This is a genomic window from Halobacillus litoralis (assembly GCF_020171725.1).
Classification (GTDB): Bacteria; Bacillota; Bacilli; order Bacillales; family Halobacillaceae; genus Halobacillus; species Halobacillus litoralis_F.
This window is the reverse complement of sequence record NZ_JAIVAJ010000002.1, coordinates 347,239-367,769: the sequence shown is the minus strand read 5'-3', so window position 1 is coordinate 367,769 and position 20,531 is coordinate 347,239. Positions and strand designations below refer to the sequence as shown.

18 protein-coding genes are annotated in these 20,531 nt (G+C 47.1%); 3 read left to right on the top strand and 15 right to left on the bottom strand.

Annotation, left to right across the window (positions count from 1 at the left end):
* Positions 1–39: 39 nt before the first annotated feature.
* From LCM20_RS06150 to LCM20_RS06135, 4 genes are all read right to left on the bottom strand, one after another.
* On the bottom strand, positions 40–1,164 hold the full coding sequence (locus tag LCM20_RS06150) for a M20/M25/M40 family metallo-hydrolase (RefSeq protein ID WP_225194547.1): 1,125 nt from the start codon (positions 1,162–1,164) through the stop codon (positions 40–42).
* 68 nt (positions 1,165–1,232) lie between these two features.
* Positions 1,233–2,780 (bottom strand): acyl-CoA carboxylase subunit beta, encoded by a 1,548-nt coding sequence (locus LCM20_RS06145; protein ID WP_225194546.1) that lies wholly within the window; start codon positions 2,778–2,780, stop codon positions 1,233–1,235.
* Between the two features lie 6 nt (positions 2,781–2,786).
* Positions 2,787–3,593: a methylmalonyl-CoA epimerase gene (gene mce / locus LCM20_RS06140; protein ID WP_225194545.1), complete on the bottom strand. Its 807-nt coding sequence runs from the start codon at positions 3,591–3,593 to the stop codon at positions 2,787–2,789.
* A 16-nt stretch (positions 3,594–3,609) separates the two neighbouring features.
* Positions 3,610–5,256 (bottom strand): methylmalonyl-CoA mutase, encoded by a 1,647-nt coding sequence (locus LCM20_RS06135; RefSeq protein WP_225194544.1) that lies wholly within the window; start codon positions 5,254–5,256, stop codon positions 3,610–3,612.
* A 175-nt stretch (positions 5,257–5,431) separates the two neighbouring features.
* On the opposite strand from LCM20_RS06135, the gene prli42 reads away from it, so the two are divergent.
* Entirely contained in the window at positions 5,432–5,542 is a 111-nt protein-coding gene (prli42, locus tag LCM20_RS06130) for a stressosome-associated protein Prli42 (RefSeq protein WP_225194543.1), read from the top strand.
* Positions 5,543–5,675: 133 nt separating this feature from the next.
* Here the strand turns inward: prli42 and LCM20_RS06125 are convergent, their stop codons facing one another.
* The 11 genes from LCM20_RS06125 to LCM20_RS06075 form a co-directional block, all read right to left on the bottom strand.
* Complete coding sequence (locus tag LCM20_RS06125; RefSeq protein WP_412097982.1) at positions 5,676–6,191, bottom strand: L,D-transpeptidase; 516 nt, start codon at positions 6,189–6,191, stop codon at positions 5,676–5,678.
* Between the two features lie 38 nt (positions 6,192–6,229).
* Complete coding sequence (locus LCM20_RS06120) at positions 6,230–7,180, bottom strand: aromatic acid exporter family protein (protein WP_225194541.1); 951 nt, start codon at positions 7,178–7,180, stop codon at positions 6,230–6,232.
* A 63-nt stretch (positions 7,181–7,243) separates the two neighbouring features.
* Entirely contained in the window at positions 7,244–7,681 is a 438-nt protein-coding gene (locus LCM20_RS06115; RefSeq protein WP_225194807.1) for a BrxA/BrxB family bacilliredoxin, read from the bottom strand.
* A gap of 484 nt (positions 7,682–8,165) precedes the next feature.
* Entirely contained in the window at positions 8,166–9,476 is a 1,311-nt protein-coding gene (locus tag LCM20_RS06110; RefSeq protein ID WP_225194540.1) for a dihydrolipoamide acetyltransferase family protein, read from the bottom strand.
* A gap of 15 nt (positions 9,477–9,491) precedes the next feature.
* Positions 9,492–10,475, bottom strand: a complete 984-nt coding sequence (locus LCM20_RS06105) for an alpha-ketoacid dehydrogenase subunit beta (RefSeq protein WP_225194539.1) — start codon at positions 10,473–10,475, stop codon at positions 9,492–9,494.
* Positions 10,476–10,490: 15 nt separating this feature from the next.
* Entirely contained in the window at positions 10,491–11,483 is a 993-nt protein-coding gene (locus LCM20_RS06100) for a thiamine pyrophosphate-dependent dehydrogenase E1 component subunit alpha (protein WP_225194538.1), read from the bottom strand.
* Positions 11,484–11,503: 20 nt separating this feature from the next.
* Complete coding sequence (lpdA, locus tag LCM20_RS06095) at positions 11,504–12,925, bottom strand: dihydrolipoyl dehydrogenase (RefSeq protein ID WP_225194537.1); 1,422 nt, start codon at positions 12,923–12,925, stop codon at positions 11,504–11,506.
* Positions 12,926–12,940: 15 nt separating this feature from the next.
* On the bottom strand, positions 12,941–14,026 hold the full coding sequence (gene buk / locus LCM20_RS06090; RefSeq protein ID WP_225194536.1) for a butyrate kinase: 1,086 nt from the start codon (positions 14,024–14,026) through the stop codon (positions 12,941–12,943).
* 22 nt (positions 14,027–14,048) lie between these two features.
* The gene (gene bcd / locus LCM20_RS06085; protein WP_225194535.1) at positions 14,049–15,143 is read right to left on the bottom strand and encodes a branched-chain amino acid dehydrogenase; all 1,095 of its coding nucleotides are present in this window, start codon (positions 15,141–15,143) and stop codon (positions 14,049–14,051) included.
* 12 nt (positions 15,144–15,155) lie between these two features.
* Positions 15,156–16,058, bottom strand: a complete 903-nt coding sequence (yqiS, locus tag LCM20_RS06080) for a phosphate butyryltransferase (RefSeq protein WP_225194534.1) — start codon at positions 16,056–16,058, stop codon at positions 15,156–15,158.
* Between the two features lie 79 nt (positions 16,059–16,137).
* Positions 16,138–18,210, bottom strand: coding sequence for a sigma 54-interacting transcriptional regulator (locus LCM20_RS06075; RefSeq protein ID WP_225194533.1), 2,073 nt, complete (start codon positions 18,208–18,210; stop codon positions 16,138–16,140).
* A gap of 134 nt (positions 18,211–18,344) precedes the next feature.
* Between LCM20_RS06075 and LCM20_RS06070 the strand changes: the two genes are divergently transcribed.
* Both LCM20_RS06070 and LCM20_RS06065 read left to right on the top strand, forming a co-directional pair.
* Positions 18,345–18,581: a DUF2627 domain-containing protein gene (locus LCM20_RS06070; RefSeq protein WP_225194532.1), complete on the top strand. Its 237-nt coding sequence runs from the start codon at positions 18,345–18,347 to the stop codon at positions 18,579–18,581.
* A gap of 25 nt (positions 18,582–18,606) precedes the next feature.
* Complete coding sequence (locus LCM20_RS06065; protein ID WP_225194531.1) at positions 18,607–20,514, top strand: DUF294 nucleotidyltransferase-like domain-containing protein; 1,908 nt, start codon at positions 18,607–18,609, stop codon at positions 20,512–20,514.
* Positions 20,515–20,531 lie beyond the last annotated feature (17 nt).

The following is a 20,531-nucleotide window of genomic DNA, read 5'->3' as shown; positions in this document are numbered from 1 at the left end:
CTAGCATTTCGGAATCGAATGCTCGCTCGGGTATCTAGGCTATTTCGCTACTTCTTCAACGATTGATGTGACAAGCTCGGCCACTTTCTCAAGTTCTGAGACCGGCATGCGCTCATTGGTCGTGTGAATCTCTTCGTAACCCACTGCAAGGTTTACAGTTGGAATCCCGAAGCCTGCGATAATGTTTGCGTCACTACCTCCACCGCTTGTCAGAAGTTCACTTTCTCTTCCGATCGCTTTGGCTGCTGAACGCGCCACTTCTACTACTTGGTCTCCCGCTTGCTGCTTGAAGCCCGGGTACATGACCTGAACATCCAGATCAACAGAGCCGCCCATTTCTTCCGCCGTTTCTACAAGAGCTTTTTTCATCTTCTCCACTTGTTCTTCCATTTTCTCTGGAACAAGGGAACGCGCTTCTGCCAGAATCTCGACGTGGTCACAGACGATATTCGTTTTTTGACCGCCTTCGAAGCGACCGATGTTTGCCGTCGTCTCTTCATCAATACGACCAAGCGGCATCTTCGAGATGGCTTTAGAGGCAAGAGTAATCGCTGAAATCCCTTTTTCGGGAGCGACACCTGCGTGAGCCGTCTTGCCTTTCACAACCGCATTCAACTTCGCTTGTGTAGGAGCCGCGACGATGATGTTTCCGACTTGACCATCACTGTCGAGTGCATAGCCGTACTTCGCCTTCAGAAGGGAACTGTCCAGAGCTTTCGCACCGACAAGTCCGCTTTCTTCTCCAACTGTGATGACGAACTGCAAATCACCATGCTCTACGTTGTTCTCTTTCAATGAACGGATCGCTTCCAAGATGGCTGCTACTCCGGCTTTATCATCCGCTCCAAGAATCGTCGTTCCGTCGGTGATGACGTATCCGTCTTCGATGGAAGGCTTAACGCCATTACCCGGTACAACTGTATCCATGTGGGATGTAAAATAAATCGGATCTGCACTGTCTTTTGTGCCCTTCAAGTTACAGATGAGGTTGTTTGCACCGTGACCCGTTTTCTCTTTCGCATCATCTTCCAATACTTCGAGACCGAGGGATTCGAACTTTTCTTTCAATATTTTGGCGATATTCGCTTCTTCTTTTGTTTCAGAATCAATTTGTACGAGTTCAAGAAACTCTTCTAATAAACGTTCTTTATTGATGGCTGTCATGTCAAAATTCCTCCTTCATATGTAGACCTGCCTAATAGTACGTTAGCGGAACGAGAAGGGCATGTCAATTAGAGAGGAATGTTTCCATGCTTTTTGTACGGTCGATCCTCCTGTTTATTCGCAAGCATTTCAAGCGATTGAATCAGCTTCTGTCTTGTTTCTCTCGGATCAATTACATCGTCAACCATCCCGAGCCCCGCTGCCACATAGGGGTTTGCAAAGCGTTCACGGTATTCATTGATCTTCTGCTGCCTGGTTTGTTCAGGGTTTTCACTATCTTTGATTTCTTTGGCAAAAATGATATTGGCCGCTCCCTCTGGTCCCATTACGGCGATTTCAGCATTCGGCCAGGCGAACACCAGGTCCGCTCCAATGGACTTACTGTTCAATGCCACGTAAGCTCCGCCGTAAGCTTTTCTTGTAATGACCGTAAGCTTCGGCACTGTTGCTTCTGAATACGCATAAAGAATCTTCGCCCCGTGCCTGATGATGCCCCCGTGTTCCTGTTTAATACCCGGGAAAAAGCCTGTGACGTCCTCGAACGTAATCAACGGAATATTGAACGAGTCACAGAAGCGGATGAAGCGTGCAGCTTTATCACTCGAATCAATATCGAGCCCGCCGGCCATATATTTCGGCTGGTTACAAACTAAGCCGACCGTCTGGCCTTTCAAATGGGCAAAGCCGACAACGATGTTCTTTGCGAAGTCTTTATGGATCTCGAAAAACGAATCGCGATCGACGACTTCATCAATGATGATCCGAACATCATATGGACGAACAGGATCAAACGGAATGCGGTCGGTGATGTCCGGACGATAATCGTCTTCACCGGCCCCTTCCACCGGCTCAGGTCGTTCCCGGTTATTGGCTGGCAGGTATTTCACAAGATTTTTGACAGCATCCAGTGCACTCGCTTCATCCGGTGTTTTTAAATGGGCATTTCCACTGAGACTGCTGTGAACGCCGGCTCCACCCAAGTCCTCTGCTGAGATCTGTTCTCCAGTTACCGTCTCAATGACTTTCGGACCTGTGATAAACATTTGCGAAGTCTTCTCCACCATAATGACGAAGTCTGTAATGGCAGGCGAATAGACGGCTCCACCTGCGCATGGCCCCATTATGACCGAAATTTGGGGAATGACGCCTGAGTAGATGGAATTTCGGTAAAAGACTTGACCATACCCGTCCAGTGAGGAGACGCCTTCCTGGATACGAGCTCCCCCTGAATCATTCAAACCGATGAACGGTGTTCCGTTCTTGGCAGCCAAATCCATGACCGCAGCAATTTTTTTGGCATGCATTTCTCCGAGAGCCCCGCCATATACGGTGAAGTCCTGCGCAAATAAGTATATGGGACGGCCGTCGATTTTGCCGTATCCTGTTACCACTCCTTCACCAGGAGCTTGTTTCCCGTCCATTCCGAAGGCATCATGACGGTGTTCAATGAAAGGGTTCAGCTCTACAAATGACCCTTCATCCACTAAATAGTCGATCCGTTCACGCGCCGTCCATTTGCCTTTGTCGTGCTGCTTTGCGATTCTCTCGTCTCCACCGCCAAGTTCCGTCTGACGTCGCTTGTCGTACAGTTCATTGATTTTATCAAAGATATCCATTTCCATTCACTCCTTCGGCTGACATAACTCAAACAATACTCCGTGTCCGGCTTTTGGATGCAGAAACGCAATTTGACTTTCGTGTGCGCCTGTCTTCGGCTCCTCATGAATCAAACGAACGCCCTGTGTTTTATACTGCTCAAGACGACGATGGATATCGTCGACCTCAAGAGCGATGTGATGGACACCCGGCCCTTTTTTCGTCAAAAAGCTTTTAATCGATGATTCATCACTCAATGGTTCAAGAAGCTCAAATCTCGTTTCTCCGATTTTCAAAAACGCGACCCGGACCTGCTCAGATTGAACCTCTTCAACCGATTCAAGCGATAGCCCTAAAGTGTGCTGATAGAAAGGAAGAGCTTCTTCAATATCTTCGACAGCAATCCCGATATGAGCGATTCTCTTCGGTTCCTGTACCGCTTCCCCTGCAAACAGCTGCTTGATGTACACTGCAATCGCATCGGTCGGAGACCCACTTGTGAAGATCTTCTTCACTCCCTGCTCTTCAAGGAACGGAATGTCCTCGGCTGGAATCACTCCTCCCCCGATGACAGGAATATCTTCTGCCTGTTCATCCTTCAAGGCTTTCACAACTTTTGGAAAAAGAGACTTGTGGGCACCTGACAAAGAAGAAAGGCCGACCACATCGACATCCTCTTGAACGGCTGCTCGTGCAATCTGGACTGCAGACTGCCTGAGCCCGGTGTAGATCACTTCCATCCCGTGGTCTCTGAGAGCCTGGGCAATAATTAAGGCTCCCCTGTCATGTCCATCGAGTCCTGGCTTTGCAATAAGTACACGTATTGGCTTCATCGTCAACTTCCCCCTCCTACATTCCCGTATATTCTCCGAATTCCTCTCTCATCACACCGGCGATTTCCCCTACCGTTGCATAGGCTTTTACGGCATTCAGAATATACGGCATCACATTATCCCGCGACCGCGCCGCTTCCCTTAAAGCACCTAAAGTACCATCGACGACGGTTTGGTCACGCGTTTTTCTAACCTGTTTTGTTTTTTGAATCTGGGATTTCTCGAGCGCCTCGTCCACACGAAGTAGGTCCGCTTGTATTTCCTCATCCACTTGAAATTCGTTCAAGCCGACGACGATATCCTCTTTTGCTTCCATCCTCTTCTGTGCTTCATAAGCCGCTGTATGAATTTCACGCTGCATAAAGCCTTCTTCAACAGCTTGAACGGCTCCTCCGAGCTTTCGGATCCTCTCAATATAGTCATTGGCTTCCTTCTCAATTTGGTCTGTCAGGGATTCCACGTAGTAAGAACCTCCAAGCGGATCGATCGTATCAGCCGCTCCGCTTTCATTGGCTATGATCTGCTGGGTTCTAAGGGCAATGCGTGCAGACTCTTCTGTCGGCAAAGCCAGCGCTTCATCACGCGAATTCGTATGCAGGCTCTGCGTACCGCCCATAACGGCCGCAAGAGCTTGCAGTGTAACGCGCACGATATTATTATCAGGCTGCTGGGCGGTCAGTGTACTGCCGCCTGTCTGAGTATGAAACCTCAACTTCCAGCTCTTTGGGTTGCGCGCCCCGTATTGCTCTTTCATAATTTTCGCCCACATTCTTCGTGCTGCTCTGAACTTAGCTGCTTCTTCGAAAAACTGGTTATGTGCGTTGAAGAAGAAGGCAAGCCTCGGTGCAAATTGATCGACTTCAAGCCCTGCTTCAATCGCAGCATCCACATAAGCCATTCCATTCGCCAGCGTAAAGGCGACTTCTTGCACAGCCGTCGAGCCCGCTTCTCTGATATGGTACCCTGAAATGCTGATCGTGTTGAATTTCGGAAGATGTGTCTGGCAATATTCAAAGATGTCCGTAATCAGCCGCATAGACGGCTTAGGCGGATAAATATATGTCCCTCTTGCAATGTATTCTTTTAAAATATCGTTTTGGATCGTTCCTGTCAGCTTCTCAGGCGCCACTCCCTGCTTTTCTCCGACAGCTATGTACATCGCAAGGAGAATCGAAGCAGGGGCATTGATCGTCATCGATGTACTCACCTGATCCAATGGAATTTGATCGAACAGCTGCTCCATATCCTCTAGGGAATCGATGGCGACACCGACCTTCCCGACTTCTCCATCCGCCATCGGATCATCTGAATCGTATCCGATCTGAGTGGGCAGGTCGAATGCCACAGAGAGACCGGTTTGACCTTGTTCCAACAGATACCGGAAACGCTTGTTCGTTTCCTCTGCAGAACCGAAACCTGCATATTGCCGCATCGTCCAATACCTGCTTCGATACATCGTAGGTTGAATGCCTCTTGTATAAGGGTACTGCCCCGGATATCCGATCTCCTCATGATAATGACTGTCTTCCTGAGCCGGAGTGTACAGACGGTCCACGGTCAGCTCAGAACTCGTTTTGAACGTCTCTTTTCGTTCTGGGAAACGTTTTTTGGTTTTCTCAACGTCTTCTTCCCAGCTCTGTTTCATTTTTTTATCATCGCTCATCACAGATGCTCCCTTCTCTTAACCATTCCCTCTCTAGCATACCAGAAATAAAGCGCTTACTTATCTAAAAAATGATACAATTCCCAATACTATTGTAATTTATTTCAGCGACTTGTCCAAATCCACTTTTTTAGGTAAAATGTTTGATAGGATTGACTAGAAGGAGGTTAACACCTTGGCAGCACAAAAGAGAAAGCGCGAACGCCGTATGAAAGTCGTCATTTATATCATGATTCTTTCCATGGTATTGTCCTCACTACTAATGGGCGCATCATATTTCCTATAAACGAAAGGCATAAAGGCGCCTGTTCTAAAGAAGGCGTACAGTCCTAGAACATTAGTAAGGAAAAATATTAAAAATGACAAAAGCCGGAGGTCATCGACCTCCGGCTTTTTAAAGTTGAAAAACGCTGGTACAACTAAGCCAGCGCCTCCTTCCATTTGTTCTTTAACCACTCATCATACAACTGTTCCATCGATTGTTCACTTTTTACGATCACGATGTCTGTTCCTTTACCAACAGACTCATACAACTTCTCGACATCCTCATTCTTTAAACGGATACAGCCGGCTGAGACGGATTTACCAATCGATTCTGGGCGATTCGTGCCGTGAACACCATACATCCTTCCGTCTGTTCCCCTGGCATCAAAGCCGATCCAGCGGCTTCCCAGCGGATTGTCAGGATCCCCACCAGGGATATCTGTTTTCCGGTAGTAAGGGTCTTTTGCTTTAACGACAATCGAAAAGATCCCTTCAGGGGTCAGATCATCGGTTTTCCCAATAGCAGCTGGCGCCGTAAATTGTTCCTCGCCACTTTCAAATAGTGCGATTTCATGTGTCGATTTATTGACGAACAGGACGGATTCATCCTGGAATCCGGCAGGAAGGATCATCAACCCTATAAATAGAAGTAGTCCATTCACAAGTTCCACTCCTCGTTTTTGCTTAGTTTTCCTACCGGCCTCATACCTTATACGTCACTCTTTTTAAAGGACCTCTTAATAATTAAGTACTCTTCAATTTGGTTCAACAAGTGGTATAAGCTCGCCCGCACCTCGAATTCTTCTCGTGATTCAGGAAGTTGATCATTGCGGAACTGATCTTTCATTTGTTTTAATTTTTTCAAATAGATGATTGCGGTATTTCCTGAGTGAACGGCATCTGCAAGTTCTTCAAAGAAATCGGCTATCGCCTGTCCATGGGAATAAGAAGTAGAGATCTGACTGACGAGTGGAAGCATCCTCTCGAGCAGTTCGAATTGCTTCATCCTCATATGAAAGTAATGGTAAAAAGGATTATGCGTGCGAAGCAGGTGGTTTTCCACGTCGCGGAAAGCCAGTGATTTCGCTTTTTCGAGAACCTCTGCCGTATGTGTCAGTTCTCTGCCTGCCCAGTGCTCATTCCCTTCCCTCAAATAGGCCGCAAATTCTTTTAGAATGGATGAGAAATTGTGCTCCACTTCCCTTTGATACTGCTCCAGTTTCGTTTCAAGGCTTGGCATATATAAGTTCAGTAATAGTGCCGTTCCAATTCCGACTGTAATCAATACTAATTCGTTCCAAATCACACCCCACCCGATGTTACCTGAGCCATAAAGGTGAAGAATGATAACGGAACTCGTCACAATACCCGGGGTGATCTTCAACCAGACCGTAACCGGGATGAATGCGAACAGCATCAGACCAATCGCTATAGGCTGATACCCAAAGACCTCAAAGAACGCGAAGGAGAGACCCATCGCGATCATACATGCGGCAAACCGGTGCCAGGCAGAAAGGATCGATTTCTTCCTCGTAATTTGTATACATAATATCGTTAAAATTCCGGCAGATGCGAAATTATCCAACTGAAGCATCTGCGCAACCCAAATAGCAAACGGGGTTCCGAGTGCCGTCTTAATTGTTCGATAGCCTATCTTCAAAAGCTTCTTCACCTCTTCAACCAAAAAGGGGATCTTTGTTAGGAACAAAGATCCCGCCTTAAATTAAACTTCTTCACAGTGTTCTTCAAACTGACGCTGAAGCTTCCCGATGACTTCCATCGGTTCAAATCCTTCAATATCATGACGCTCGACCATCGTTTGAATCTTGCCGTCTTTCAATAGCGCAAAGGACGGTGATGATGGTGGGAACCCTTCGAAATATTCACGAGCACGGTTCGTCGCTTCACGGTCTTGTCCAGCAAAAACCGTCACTAAGTGATCCGGGCGCTTATCATAGTGAATCGCATGAGAAGCCGCTGGACGGGCAATGCCGCCTGCACATCCGCATACGGAGTTAATCATAACAAGAGTCGTCCCTTGCTTTGTAAGAGCCTGATCGACTTCCTCAGGCGTCGTAAGTTCTTCATAACCTGCCTTTGTAATCTCGTCACGCGCTTGTGTGACTACGTCGTTCATAAAAATATTGAAATCCATCTGCATGGCTCCTTTGTTAAGTACTATCAATATTCTACCAAGTTCTCTCAAGCCTTTCAATGAAAACAGAAATCACAGGCCAGCGCTGTTTGGTCATTTTTTCGAAAAGTAGCGTCAGAAAACTCTGAAGATGGTATCGTCAGGGTATAAAAAATGGATAATCGACGTTTGGTCTCCGCGCGGATCTCAAGACGTCGATAAAAATCATATTATCTACGTTTTAACTCCATCTGCCTCTCAAAACGTCGATAAAATCCATATTATCTACGTTTTGACTCCATCCGCCTCTCGAAACGTCGATAAAATCCATATTATCTACTTTTTAACTCCATCCGCCTCTCGAAACGTCGATAACAGGACTCAATTTCAAGACGATCCTGCAGCAAACCAAGACAGGGGCTATTTTCCAACCCCGCAATCCACTCTATTTCATCAAAAACCTTTTTAAACAAAACGAAAAAAATGCCCCCTGAAAAGGAGGCATTTCCTATTAATAGACCGACGTATTCTCTTCGGACATTTTCTCTAGAATCTCTTTGACACGTGCAAGGAAGTTCCCTGCTACAAGGCCGTCCAAGACACGGTGGTCGAGGGAAAGGCATAGGTTTACCATGTCACGAGCACCGAACATCCCGTTTTGATAAACGGGCTTCTTGACGATCGATTCCACCTGAAGAATGGCCGCCTGAGGGTGATTGATTACGCCCATAGACTGAACAGAACCGAATGAACCGGTATTGTTGACCGTGAAGGTTCCGCCTTCCATATCCTTAGACGTCAGCTTGCCTTGACGAGCTTTGCCGGCAAGGTCCGTGATATCTTTAGCGATACCTTTAATGCTTTTCTCATCGGCGTTACGGATGACCGGAACGAACAATTGGTCCTCTTTTGCCACGGCGATGTTAAGGTTGATCGCCTTACGCTGGATGATCTTATCGCCAGCCCATGAAGAGTTCAACTGCGGATACTCTTTAAGAGCCTGTGCGACTGCTTTCACGAAGAATGCGAAATACGTTAAGCTGAATCCTTCTTGATCCTTGAACTGTTTCTTCTTCGCATTTCGAAGTTCAACAAGGTTCGTCACATCCACTTCCACCATCATCCATGCATGAGGGATTTCGGTCTTCGACTTGACCATGTTGGAAGCGATCGCTTTACGTACACCTGTTACAGGGATTTCGATATCCCCTTCACCAGCTTGTACATTCGGAACAGCGCTGCCAGAAGCAGCTGCTGGGGCAGGTTGTGCCGGAGCCTGCTGTTCCTGCTTTGGTTCTTCTTTGGCAGGTGCAGAACCAGCTGTTGGAATGTTTCCGCTCTCAATCAGCTTCTCGATATCTTTACGTGTGATGCGTCCGCCACGGCCGCTGCCCTCGACTTGATTCAAGTCGATCTCATGTTCCTGAGCAAGCGTTATAACTGCAGGAGAATAGCGCTTCTTACTGCCTTTTTCCTGCTTGGCAGGTTTCTTGACAGGCTTTTCTTCCTTGTTTGGCTTCTCCTCAGCTACTGGGTCTTCTTGTGCCGGGGACGGCTCATCGTCAGAAACAGAGCCTGCGCCTTCCACTTCTACGTAGCACATCAAGTCGCCTACTTCGATTGTATCGCCTTCCTGTGCTACCAGTTCTTTGATCGTTCCGGTAAAGGAAGACGGGACTTCTGCATTGACTTTATCGGTCATGACTTCAGCAATTGGATCATATTTATTTACAGTATCTCCAGGTTGGACAAGCCACGTACTGATCGTACCTTCTGTGACACTCTCACCAAGCTGGGGCATATTGATTTTCTCTAAACCCACAGGAATTCCTCCTTCTTAAAATTCAGCGAGATCACGCATCGCTTTTTCTACTTTATCAGGATTCATCATGAAGAATTTCTCCATTGTTGGTGCATAAGGCATGGATGGTACATCAGGTCCAGCAAGTCGCTGTACAGGAGCATCAAGGTCGAACAGACAGTTCTCACTGATGATGGCGCTCACTTCAGAGATGATGCCGCCTTCTTTATTATCTTCCGACACAAGAAGAACCTTCCCTGTCTTGGATGCTGCTTCGATAATCGACTCTTTGTCGAGTGGATAGACGGTACGAAGGTCAAGGATATGCGCATCGATGCCTTCTTCCGCCAGCTTCTCGGCTGCTTGAAGAGCGAAGTGTACGCAGAGACCGTACGTGATGACCGTAATGTCTGAGCCTTCCCGTTTCACGTCCGCTTTCCCAATGGGAAGCGTGTAATCCTCGTCTGGTACTTCCCCTTTAATCAAACGATAAGCACGCTTATGTTCGAAAAATAGAACAGGATCATTATCACGGATGGAAGCTTTCAGAAGTCCCTTCACGTCATATGGAGTAGAAGGCATGACGATCTTCAGTCCAGGCTGATTGGCAAAAACAGATTCCACAGATTGGGAGTGGTACAAAGCCCCGTGTACACCGCCACCGTATGGTGCACGGATTGTGATCGGTGCCTGCCAATCGTTATTCGAACGGTAACGGATCTTCGCTGCTTCTGAGATGATCTGGTTTACGGCCGGCATAATGAAGTCTGCGAACTGCATTTCCGCCACAGGACGCATCCCATACATCGCGGCACCGATTCCTACACCGGCAATCGCTGATTCGGCAAGCGGTGTATCCAATACGCGATCTTCTCCGAACTCATCATATAGACCGTCCGTCGCGCGGAACACGCCTCCACGCTTCCCAACGTCCTCACCTAAAACAAATACTTTTTCATCACGCTGCATTTCTTCCTTCAGAGCTTGAGTGACTGCTTGAATATAAGATAATACTGGCATCGTTATTCCCCCTCCTTACTCTTCATAGACATATTTCAAGGCTGATTCCGCTTCCGCATAAGCTGCGTTCTCAGCGTAATCTGTCGCTTCGTTCACGATCTCATCAATCTCTTTGTGCATCGCCTGTTCTTTTTCTTCAGTCAATATGTTCTGTTCCCGCAAGTATTCAGCGAAGGTAATGATGGAATCCTTCTTCTTCGCTTCCTCGACTTCTTCTTTCTCACGGTACGTACGGTCATCGTCATCACTGGAGTGCGGCGTCAAGCGGTAAGAGACCGTCTCGATCAGAGTCGGACCTTCACCTGCGCGGCCGCGGTCTGCTGCATTTTTAACAGCTTCATAAACCGCTAATGGATCGTTTCCGTCCACTGTGTATCCAGGCATGCCGTATCCGATGGCACGATCAGATACCTTCTCACAAGCAAGCTGTTTGGAAACAGGAATCGAGATCGCATATTTATTGTTTTCGACCATAAAGATGACCGGAAGTTTATGCACACCTGCAAAGTTTGCTCCTTCATGGAAGTCCCCTTGGTTGGAAGACCCTTCACCGAACGTCACGATGGATACAAAGTCTTTCTTCTCCATCTTACCGGCTAATGCAATTCCGACAGCATGAGGTACCTGTGTCGTTACGGGCGATGAGCCTGTTACGATACGGTTCTTCTTCTGTCCGAAGTGACCTGGCATCTGACGGCCGCCAGAGTTCGGATCTTCTGCCTTCGCAAACCCGGATAGCATTAAGTCTTTCGCTGTCATTCCGAATGAAAGCACAACCCCCATATCACGATAATAAGGAAGCGCGTAGTCTTTCTCGCGGTCCAAGGCATACGAAGCACCTACTTGAGCTGCTTCCTGACCTTGACAGGAAATAACAAACGGAATTTTACCAGCACGGTTCAACAGCCACATGCGCTCGTCAATTTTTCGCGCTAAGAGCATCGTGCGGAACATATCTAATACTTGATCGTCACTTAAACCTAATGATTTATGGCGATTTTCAGCCATGAAATTCCCTCCTCTGATCTCTATCCGTGAATTTGGTTAGCATCCACTGCCATCGCGGCCTCACCGATCGCCTCAGCAAGTGTCGGGTGTGGGTGAATGCTTTCTGCGATTTCCCAAGGGGTCGCATCTAACACTTTGGCAAGTCCTGCTTCTGAAATCATATCTGTTACATGAGGTCCGACCATATGGACCCCTAACAAGTCATCGGTATCTTTATCGGCAATAATTTTCACAAAACCGTCTGTTTCACCGAACACGAGCGCTTTTCCAATCGCCTGGAACGGGAACTTGCCTACTTTCAGATCATAGCCCTGGTCTTTAGCCTGCTGTTCTGTCAATCCTACACTTGCTACTTCAGGGTTGGAGTAAATACAAGTCGGGACTTGATCAGCCTGAATCGGATGCGGCGTTTTATCAGCCATATGCTCGACGGCTACGATTCCCTCATGAGAGGCAACATGCGCTAGCATCATGCCGCCAATCACGTCTCCAATTGCGTAGATGTGGCTCTCTTTCGTCTGGTACATGTCATTCGTTTGAATGAACCCGTTCTCCACCACAATATCCGTGTTTTCCAGTCCGATATTGTTCACGTTCGCTGAGCGTCCGACAGAGACGAGCATCTTCTCCGCTTCATAGGAGACAGATTCGCCATCCACTTCTGCCTGGATGGAGACACCGTTAGATTTATCGAGTGTATCCGGCAATACTTTCGCATCCGTGACGACGTTGACGCCCTTTTTCTTCATCTGTTTAAGCATTTCCTTGGATACATCCTGATCCTCAGTCGGGAGGATCGCTGACATGTATTCAAGCACGGTGACATCGACACCGAAGTCTGAAAGCATGGAAGCCCATTCGATTCCGATCACACCGCCACCGACGATGATGATCGATTTAGGAAGTTCCTCCATATTCAGTGCCTCGTCAGAAGTCATCACATACTCCCCATCCACTTCAAGGCCAGGAAGGGACTTTGGACTTGAACCTGTTGCAACGAGAACATTTTTAGGAATAAGCATCTCATTTTCTTCACCGTTATTCATTTCGACAGAAATGGTACCGGCTGTAGGGGAAAAGATCGACGGTCCTAAAATGCGACCGAACCCTTCATAGACGTCAATCTTCCCTTTTTTCATCAACCCTTGAACGCCTTTATGTAGCGTATCGACAATCGACTGCTTACGCTCTTGGACTTTCAGGAAGTTCAACGTCGGTTCACCCGCCGACACACCATAGGATTCCGCTTCTTTTGTCTGGCGGAACACTTCTGCACTTCTAAGCAAAGCCTTTGAAGGAATACACCCTCTGTGCAAACATGTTCCTCCTAATTCACGCTTTTCAACAAGCGCTGTTTTCAATCCAAGCTTTGACGCACGGATGGCGGCTACATAACCGCCTGTTCCTCCGCCTAAGACGACCAAATCATATTCTTCTGCCATACATACCTTTCCTTTCTACTCTGCAAAGTTAGGATATTGCTTCGGCACTTCTTCTTTATTCAACACACGCAGTGTCCCTTCCGTTAAGGCTTCCAGCTCGTTTTCACCTGGGTAAACCAATACATCTGAGATCCAGTGTACGCGCTTTTTAATTTCTTCGACGAATCGCTCTCCGTAGGCTAGTCCACCAGTAAGTGCAATCGCATCCACTTCACCGCCAAGCACGGCACTCATACTGCCGATCTCTTTCGCGATTTGGTACGCCATAGCCTCATAGACCAGCTTCGCTTTCTTATCTCCATGTTCGACCATCTTCTCCACTTCGCGGGCATCATTCGTATCAAGGTAAGCCATCAGACCACCTTGTCCGACGAGCTTTTTCATCACTTCATCACGGTAGTATTGCCCGGAAAAACAAATGGATACAAGGTCCCCTGCCGGAACCGTGCCGGCACGTTCAGGAGAAAAAGGTCCGTCACCATGCAGGCCGTTATTCACATCGATCACGCGTCCTTCAGCATGTGCTCCGACCGTAATCCCTCCGCCCATATGGGTAACGATCAGGCGCGTTTCTCGATACGACTTATTCAAATCTTTTGCGGCTCTTCTGGCAACAGCCTTTTGATTCAACGCATGGAAGATACTTTTCCTCGGTATTTCAGGTACACCTGAAACACGTGCAATATCTTGAAGCTCATCGACGACGACCGGGTCTACAATGTAAGCTCCAATATCAAGCCCTTTCGCTATTTCGTGAGCAATGATTCCGCCAAGGTTTGAGGCATGCTCGCCGTTATAGCCGTTCTTCAAATCTTCAAGCATCGCATCATTGACTTCATACGTACCGCCTTCAATCGGACGAAGCAGGCCGCCCCGTCCGCATACAGCGCTGAACTCATCAATCTTGATCCCTGCAAAATTTAACTCATCAAGAATGACTTGCTTTCTGAAATCATATTGATCGATGATGCGTTTATATTGATTGACCTCTTCCGGCTTATGACGGATTGTCTTTTCAAAAACTACTTCTTGATCGTCAAAGACGCCGATCTTAGTTGAGGTGGAGCCTGGGTTGATGACTAGTATTCGATGGGTTTGCACTGTCTTTGACCTCCGTTATGACTTATTTTCTAGAAAGAATGTGATGACCGTTCTGAAGGAATTGGCTGCGTGAGCGACGAAGGCGTTCGATGCGCTCTTCAGCCATACGGTCTGCTGCTGCGTATGTTGGTATGTTGTCACGACGAGAGATTTCAAATACACGTGCTACGTTATCGTAAATCGTTTCCACTCGCTTCATCGCACGCTCTTTGTTGTAGCCATGCAGCTCATCGGCTACGTTGATGACACCGCCAGCATTGATGACATAGTCAGGTGTGTACACGATGCCTTTTTCGTGTAGGATATCGCCGTGCTTCGTCTCTTTCAATTGGTTGTTCGCTGCACCAGCAATGACTTTAGCCTTCAGCTGAGGAATCGTGTCGTCATTGATCGTCGCACCAAGGGCACAAGGCGCATAAATGTCACAATCTACGCTGTAAATTTCATCAGGTTCCACTGCTTCTGCACCGAATTCTTCCACAGCACGTTGAACAGCTTCTTTATTGATGTCTGTTACAATCAGGCTCGCTCCTTCTTCGTGAAGGTGGCGGCAAAGGTTATAAGCAACGTTCCCGACACCCTGAACAGCAACCGTTTTCCCTTCAAGTGAATCAGAACCGAATCCTTCTTTCGCAGCAGCCTTCATACCACGGTAGACACCGTACGCTGTTACTGGTGAAGGGTTTCCTGATGAACCGAATGCTGGTGAAATTCCTGTTACGTAGTCTGTTTCTTCGTGAATCAGGTCCATATCCTGTACCGTTGTTCCCACGTCTTCAGCTGTGATGTATCTTCCGTTCAATCCTTGGATGAAACGTCCGAACGCACGGAACATTTCTTCGTTTTTATCCTTTTTAGGATCACCGATGATAACCGTCTTACCTCCACCCAGATTCAATCCGGCAGCAGCATTTTTGTATGTCATTCCCTTTGATAGTCTAAGAGCATCTTCAATCGCATCTGCTTCAGAAGCGTATGTCCACATCCGAGTACCACCAAGAGCAGGTCCAAGCGTTGTATCGTGAATCGCAATAATCGCTTTCAAACCAGATTGTTCATCCTGACAAAGCACCAATTGTTCGTAATCGTATTCGTTCATATACTTGAAGATTTCCATTATAAATTCCTCCTAGTTGGTAGTTGATTGTAGGGCAAGAGCTAGTGAATAGACTTTACTTTCCGCTGTGTCTGCTCGAGATGTAAGTACGATCGGAGCCTTTGCTCCACTTATGACAGCGGCGACTTTTGCACCTGCAAAATACATAAAAGATTTATATAAAGCATTGGCCACTTCAATGGTCGGAACGAGTAAGATGTCCGCATGACCTGCTACTTCTGAATGAATGCCTTTCTGTTCTGCAGCCTTCTGGTCCACTGCATTGTCAAAAGCAAGTGGTCCGTCAACGAGACAGCCTTTAATCTGACCTCGTCGATTCATCTGGGTGAGGATGGCTGCATCCTGTGTAGCCGGCATGGCCGGGTTCACTACTTCAACAGCTGCAATTGGAGCGACTTTCGGCTCAGCCCACCCGGCTTTGTTCGCCACTTGCACCGCATTGTTTAAAATGGATACTTTTTCTTCTAATGTCGGAGCGATGTTCATAGCTGAGTCCGTTAAGAAGATCAGCTTGTCCCTGCCCGGCACTTCGAATAAGGCAACGTGCGAAAGCACTCCTTTCCCACGCAGTCCGTACTGCTTATCGAGGACCGCTTTCAAGAGAGACTTCGTATCGATATTTCCTTTCATCACCACATGTGCCTTTTTTTGTTGAACGGCTTTGACCGCCTCTAATGCTGCTTCGGAATTCGAACACTCCAACAGCTCGATCCCCGGTTGCTGCAGGTCAAGCGCCACCTCGTTTGCGGCTTCTTCGATACGCTCCTTCTCTCCTACAAGTAGGAAGTTTGCAAGCTTCTCTTCTGCTGCCTTTTTGACAGCCTTCAGCACCTCGTTGTCTGCCGCTTGAGCAACAGCCACTGTCTTGATGTTGGTGCGGTCGACATTTTGTACTAATTCATTCAACGAATTCATGTTGTCACCTCGTTTTGGTCAAGCACCCATTGTGCCAATTGATAAAAAGTTGAAAACCTTATCATTTTCATGTTCAATTTCATGAAGAATCCTGCATGGTGTTTTTATCCAATCCATACTTCTCCAACTTATAGTATAAGTTGCGTACGGAGATCCCCAGCGCCTTTGCAGTCTGAGTTTTATTAAAATGATGTGCCCTGAAGGCATCGGCTAACAGCTTCCGTTCAAAATCATCGACGGCCTGCTGAAGCGTTTCTCCAAGCCATGCCGCTTGGGGTTCATTGAGCTCTGATTTGGCGTCATGGTTCAACCTCGGTAGATGGTCCGCTTTGATTGTTTCCTCTAAATGATCCATGTAAATCATAGCCCGGCCGATTATGTTCTCAAGCTCTCGCACATTGCCCGGCCAATCATACTCTTCAAGAAGTGCTAATGCTTCACCAGACAGGCTGGTTACATTCCGTCCATAATCCTCATTCAACCGTTCGATGAGATGATGAGAAAGCATCTTAACGTCCGACTTCCGCTCTCTCAAAGGAGGAATATAAATAGGCAGCCTGTTCAGCCGGTAATAAAGATCCTCACGAAACACCTTCGTCATAATCGCTTTCTCCAAATTCATATTGGTGGCAGCAATCACTCGAACATCAACATGAATGGGCTTCGTACCACCTACACGAATGACTTCATTCTCCTGAAGGACTCGGAGCAGCTTCGCCTGCATCGGCAGGGTCAACTCACCGATTTCATCAAGGAAAATACTTCCCGAGTTCGCTTCTTCGAACAAACCTTTCTTCCCGCCTCTTCTGGCGCCTGAGAAAGCTCCGTCCACATAACCGAACAGTTCTCTTTCTAATAGGGATTCTTCTACGGCTGCACAGTTCACACGAATGAACTTATTATGTCGCCGCTCACTTTCGTTATGAATGGCGTGAGCAAACAGTTCCTTCCCTGTACCGGACTCTCCTCGAAGCAGAACAGTAGCGGGCGTCTTTGCTCCGACTTTGGCCTGTTCGAGAGCAAGGGTCATCTCTTCGGAGTTTCCAATAATGTCATCGAACGTATATTTCGCTTCCAGATTTCGGATAATCTGTCTCGCCCGCTTCAGTTCGTTCGTTAACGATTCGATTTCTGAAAGATCGTGCAGAACCCCTACACTTCCTCTCAGTTCACCATCAACGATGACAGGGGCGACGTTTACAAGTACATCACGCTTGGCCGGTCCAACCTTCAAACGGACTCCTCTTACGGGCTTACGGGTTTTGAGCACCTTCATGTGCATGCTCTCACCTTCTGAAATGTCGACCGTCGCCGGTCTGCCTACGATATCCTTTTCTTCTAAACCTGTAATTCTCGTATAAGCGGGGTTGATCATTAAACCGTTTCCAATTTCATCTACGACCGAAATGGCTTCGTCTGAAGAATGAATGATCGCCTCGAGCATCGTCTTGACTTCTTTGAGATCTGTAATCTCTTCCGCTAAATCGACCACTTCTGTTATATCTTTGAAAACCGCGTAAGCTCCAATGACCTGTCCATCTTCGCCAATCATCGGAATTCTTGTCGTAATGACCTTTTTTCCATTATCTAGCTCAAGCTTCTGGTTCACTTCTTTTTCTTTTGATTCCAACAAGTGAGGAAGTCTCGAGGTTGGAATAATGTCCTGGACCGGTCGTCCGATAATGCGGTTCCGGTCTCTACCTAAAATCCGTTCTGCACTTTTGTTCATGAAAGAAACGTGTTCGTCTTTGGAAATGACGATCATACCATCGTGAATACTGTTTAGAATCAAATGCTGATTATCGGTCTGCTCTTTCAGCTTCTGTACAAGAGACTCCTTCTCTTCAAGGAGTTCCGACGTAATATAAGCAACTGAACCTGGTATTAAAACGGTCGACCGTTTACGGGTGGACCGTATCTCTTCAAAAACCGTGTCACTGCCAGTGGCCTCGATCACAATATCGATCTCTCTATGTATCCAATCCTGCCAGTCACGCCCAGTCGATATCCCATAAGAATGGGCAAGGGCAAATCCCTTAGCTTCTGGGTCGATGTCCGTGATTGCCACCACTTTCATCCGATCCGTTTCATTCAACAACTGCAACAGGGCTGTTCCGCCTTTTCCTGCACCGACAATTAATACACGTTTCATTTCACCACACCCTGCAATTTTTTGCGCAATTTAATCATACATTAGCCTGCACCTTTTAGCAAGTCCTATAGAGTTCCTTCTCTATCTCTGATTTGATATACTATGAATGGAATAATTAAAGGGGTTATACGACTATGCGAATCATTGCACTTCTCATTTTAGTCATTCCCGGAATTGTTGCTGTTTACGGCATTAAACTGATTCGGGATGCTTTATTTGGTGAATTTCATCCGGTTTTCCTGCATATCGCCTTGCAAGGGGTTGCGGGACTTGCTTTCGTCATCGGAGGCATCGCCTTTATCGGAGGGTTTATTTTACATCGCGACCGAAAGCGCAACCTGACAAAAGGACGCTTTCAAAAAGAAGATTGATTATGAAAAAAGGGGGTTATCTCCAATGGCAGAGTTTGAACTATTTCGCACACAATATCCATTCGACTTGCTGAGCGAGGAAGAATTTGAAGAAGTCTTCGGCAAAGCAGTTGTGAAAGAATTCAGCAAGAATGAATTCTTGATTCATGAAGACCAGGCAGACGATACCATTGATATCCATTTCTTAGTGTCCGGTCTGGCTAAGAATATTATGCACCGATCGAACGGCCGTCAGCTTTCGGTCCGATTTTATTATCCAGGTGACTTGATCGGCGTCATGATCCTGCTCACCAGCGGAGAGATGCGGTTTTCTGTACAAGCATTAGAGCCGATCAAGACGCTTTGCTTTGAGCGGGAGTCATTCCTGAAAGTGATGTCGAATAACACGAAGTTTTCCAAAGTCGTAATGGACGGCATCAGCCACCTGATGAAGAGCTTGTATGATGAAGTGAAATACAAGAGTTCGACGACAGATGAGCAGGATGACCGTGATCTTTATAAGAAGCGTGCGGAGGCTTACATGGAGACGCCGACGTTCATTCACCCGGACGCTTCGATCGAAGAAGCAGCCCGACTGCTGCAACAGCAGAAAATTGAAGCTTTGATTGTCAGTGATGATGAGAAATCCATGCTCGGGATGATTGGTTACGGGGAAATCCTGAAAGCTTATTTCGAAAATGACCACTTGAACCCAGTGAGAGCCTATATGTCAGAAGAATCTTATGAAATCAATCAACAGGAATTCATTTACGACGCGCTCAGTTATTTAAAGCACCATCCAACCGAAATTATCCCTGTCTTACACAGAGACAAAGTCGTAGGGGTCCTCAGGCAGTCTTCCTTCTTCACGATTAAAAACTCCGTGTATTTCGATTTGACTTACCGAATTTCGAATGCAACGAGTGTGGAGGAGATCAAGCAGCTGTCGCCTATCTACAATAAGCGGTTCCAGCAGTTTGTGCGCAGTCTGATCAAAGAGAATATGTTCGCCTATGACATTGCGGAATTAATGACGAACTACAACGATCGTATCCATAAACAAATTGTTCAAATTGCTGAAGACGAAATGATTGCTGAAGGCCATGGTGCTCCTCCCGTCAATTACTGTTTTCTTGTGATGGGTAGTGAAGGAAGAAAAGAGCAATCCTTCTCAACGGATCAGGATAACGGAATGATCTTGTCGGATTACGAAAACTCGAAACATAAGAAGCAAATTGAAGCTTACTTTATTACGTTTGCTGAAAAGATCAACCGCATGCTCGATGACTGCGGATTCCCCTACTGTAACGGCGGCATCATGGCAAAAGAGGACAAGTGGCGTCAACAGATGACGAATTGGCATAAAAGTATCGACCGCTGGATTGAACAGATGGATGCAGAAGAGATTCGCGACTTTACGATTTTCATGGACTTCAGACCGATTTTCGGGGACTATTCCCTCGCTTATGACTTGAAGAAATACGTGACAAACCGCGTTCAGAAATCCTTGAACCTCCATCAACTGCTTATGAAGGATACCCTTCGTTTCAGAGTCCCCGTACAGCCGTTCGGAAGAATCTCCGGTGTTGGCAAGAAGCGGACACTCAACTTGAAGAAGTCCGCTATCATGCAGATTGTCAATGCAGTACGGATTTACAGCATGAAGCATGGAATTGAAGCCATCAATACAGTTAACCGTCTGGAATCTCTGGCTGAGCAGGAACGTTTCCACCCAAGGGACGTCGAAAACGCGAAAACCGCCCTTCACCGCTTGATGCTGTTCCGCTTAGAGACGAACTTGAACCAACTCGAGGAGGAAGAGAGCCTGTCCAACGACTTGAAGTTGTCACAGTTGAAAAAGGATCAACGACGCTCCCTGCGTGAGGCATTAATTATCGCCAAACGTCTACAGCAGGTTCTAGAACTCAGCTACAATAGGAATCGGGTGGTTTAATGGTTCCCGTTGACTTA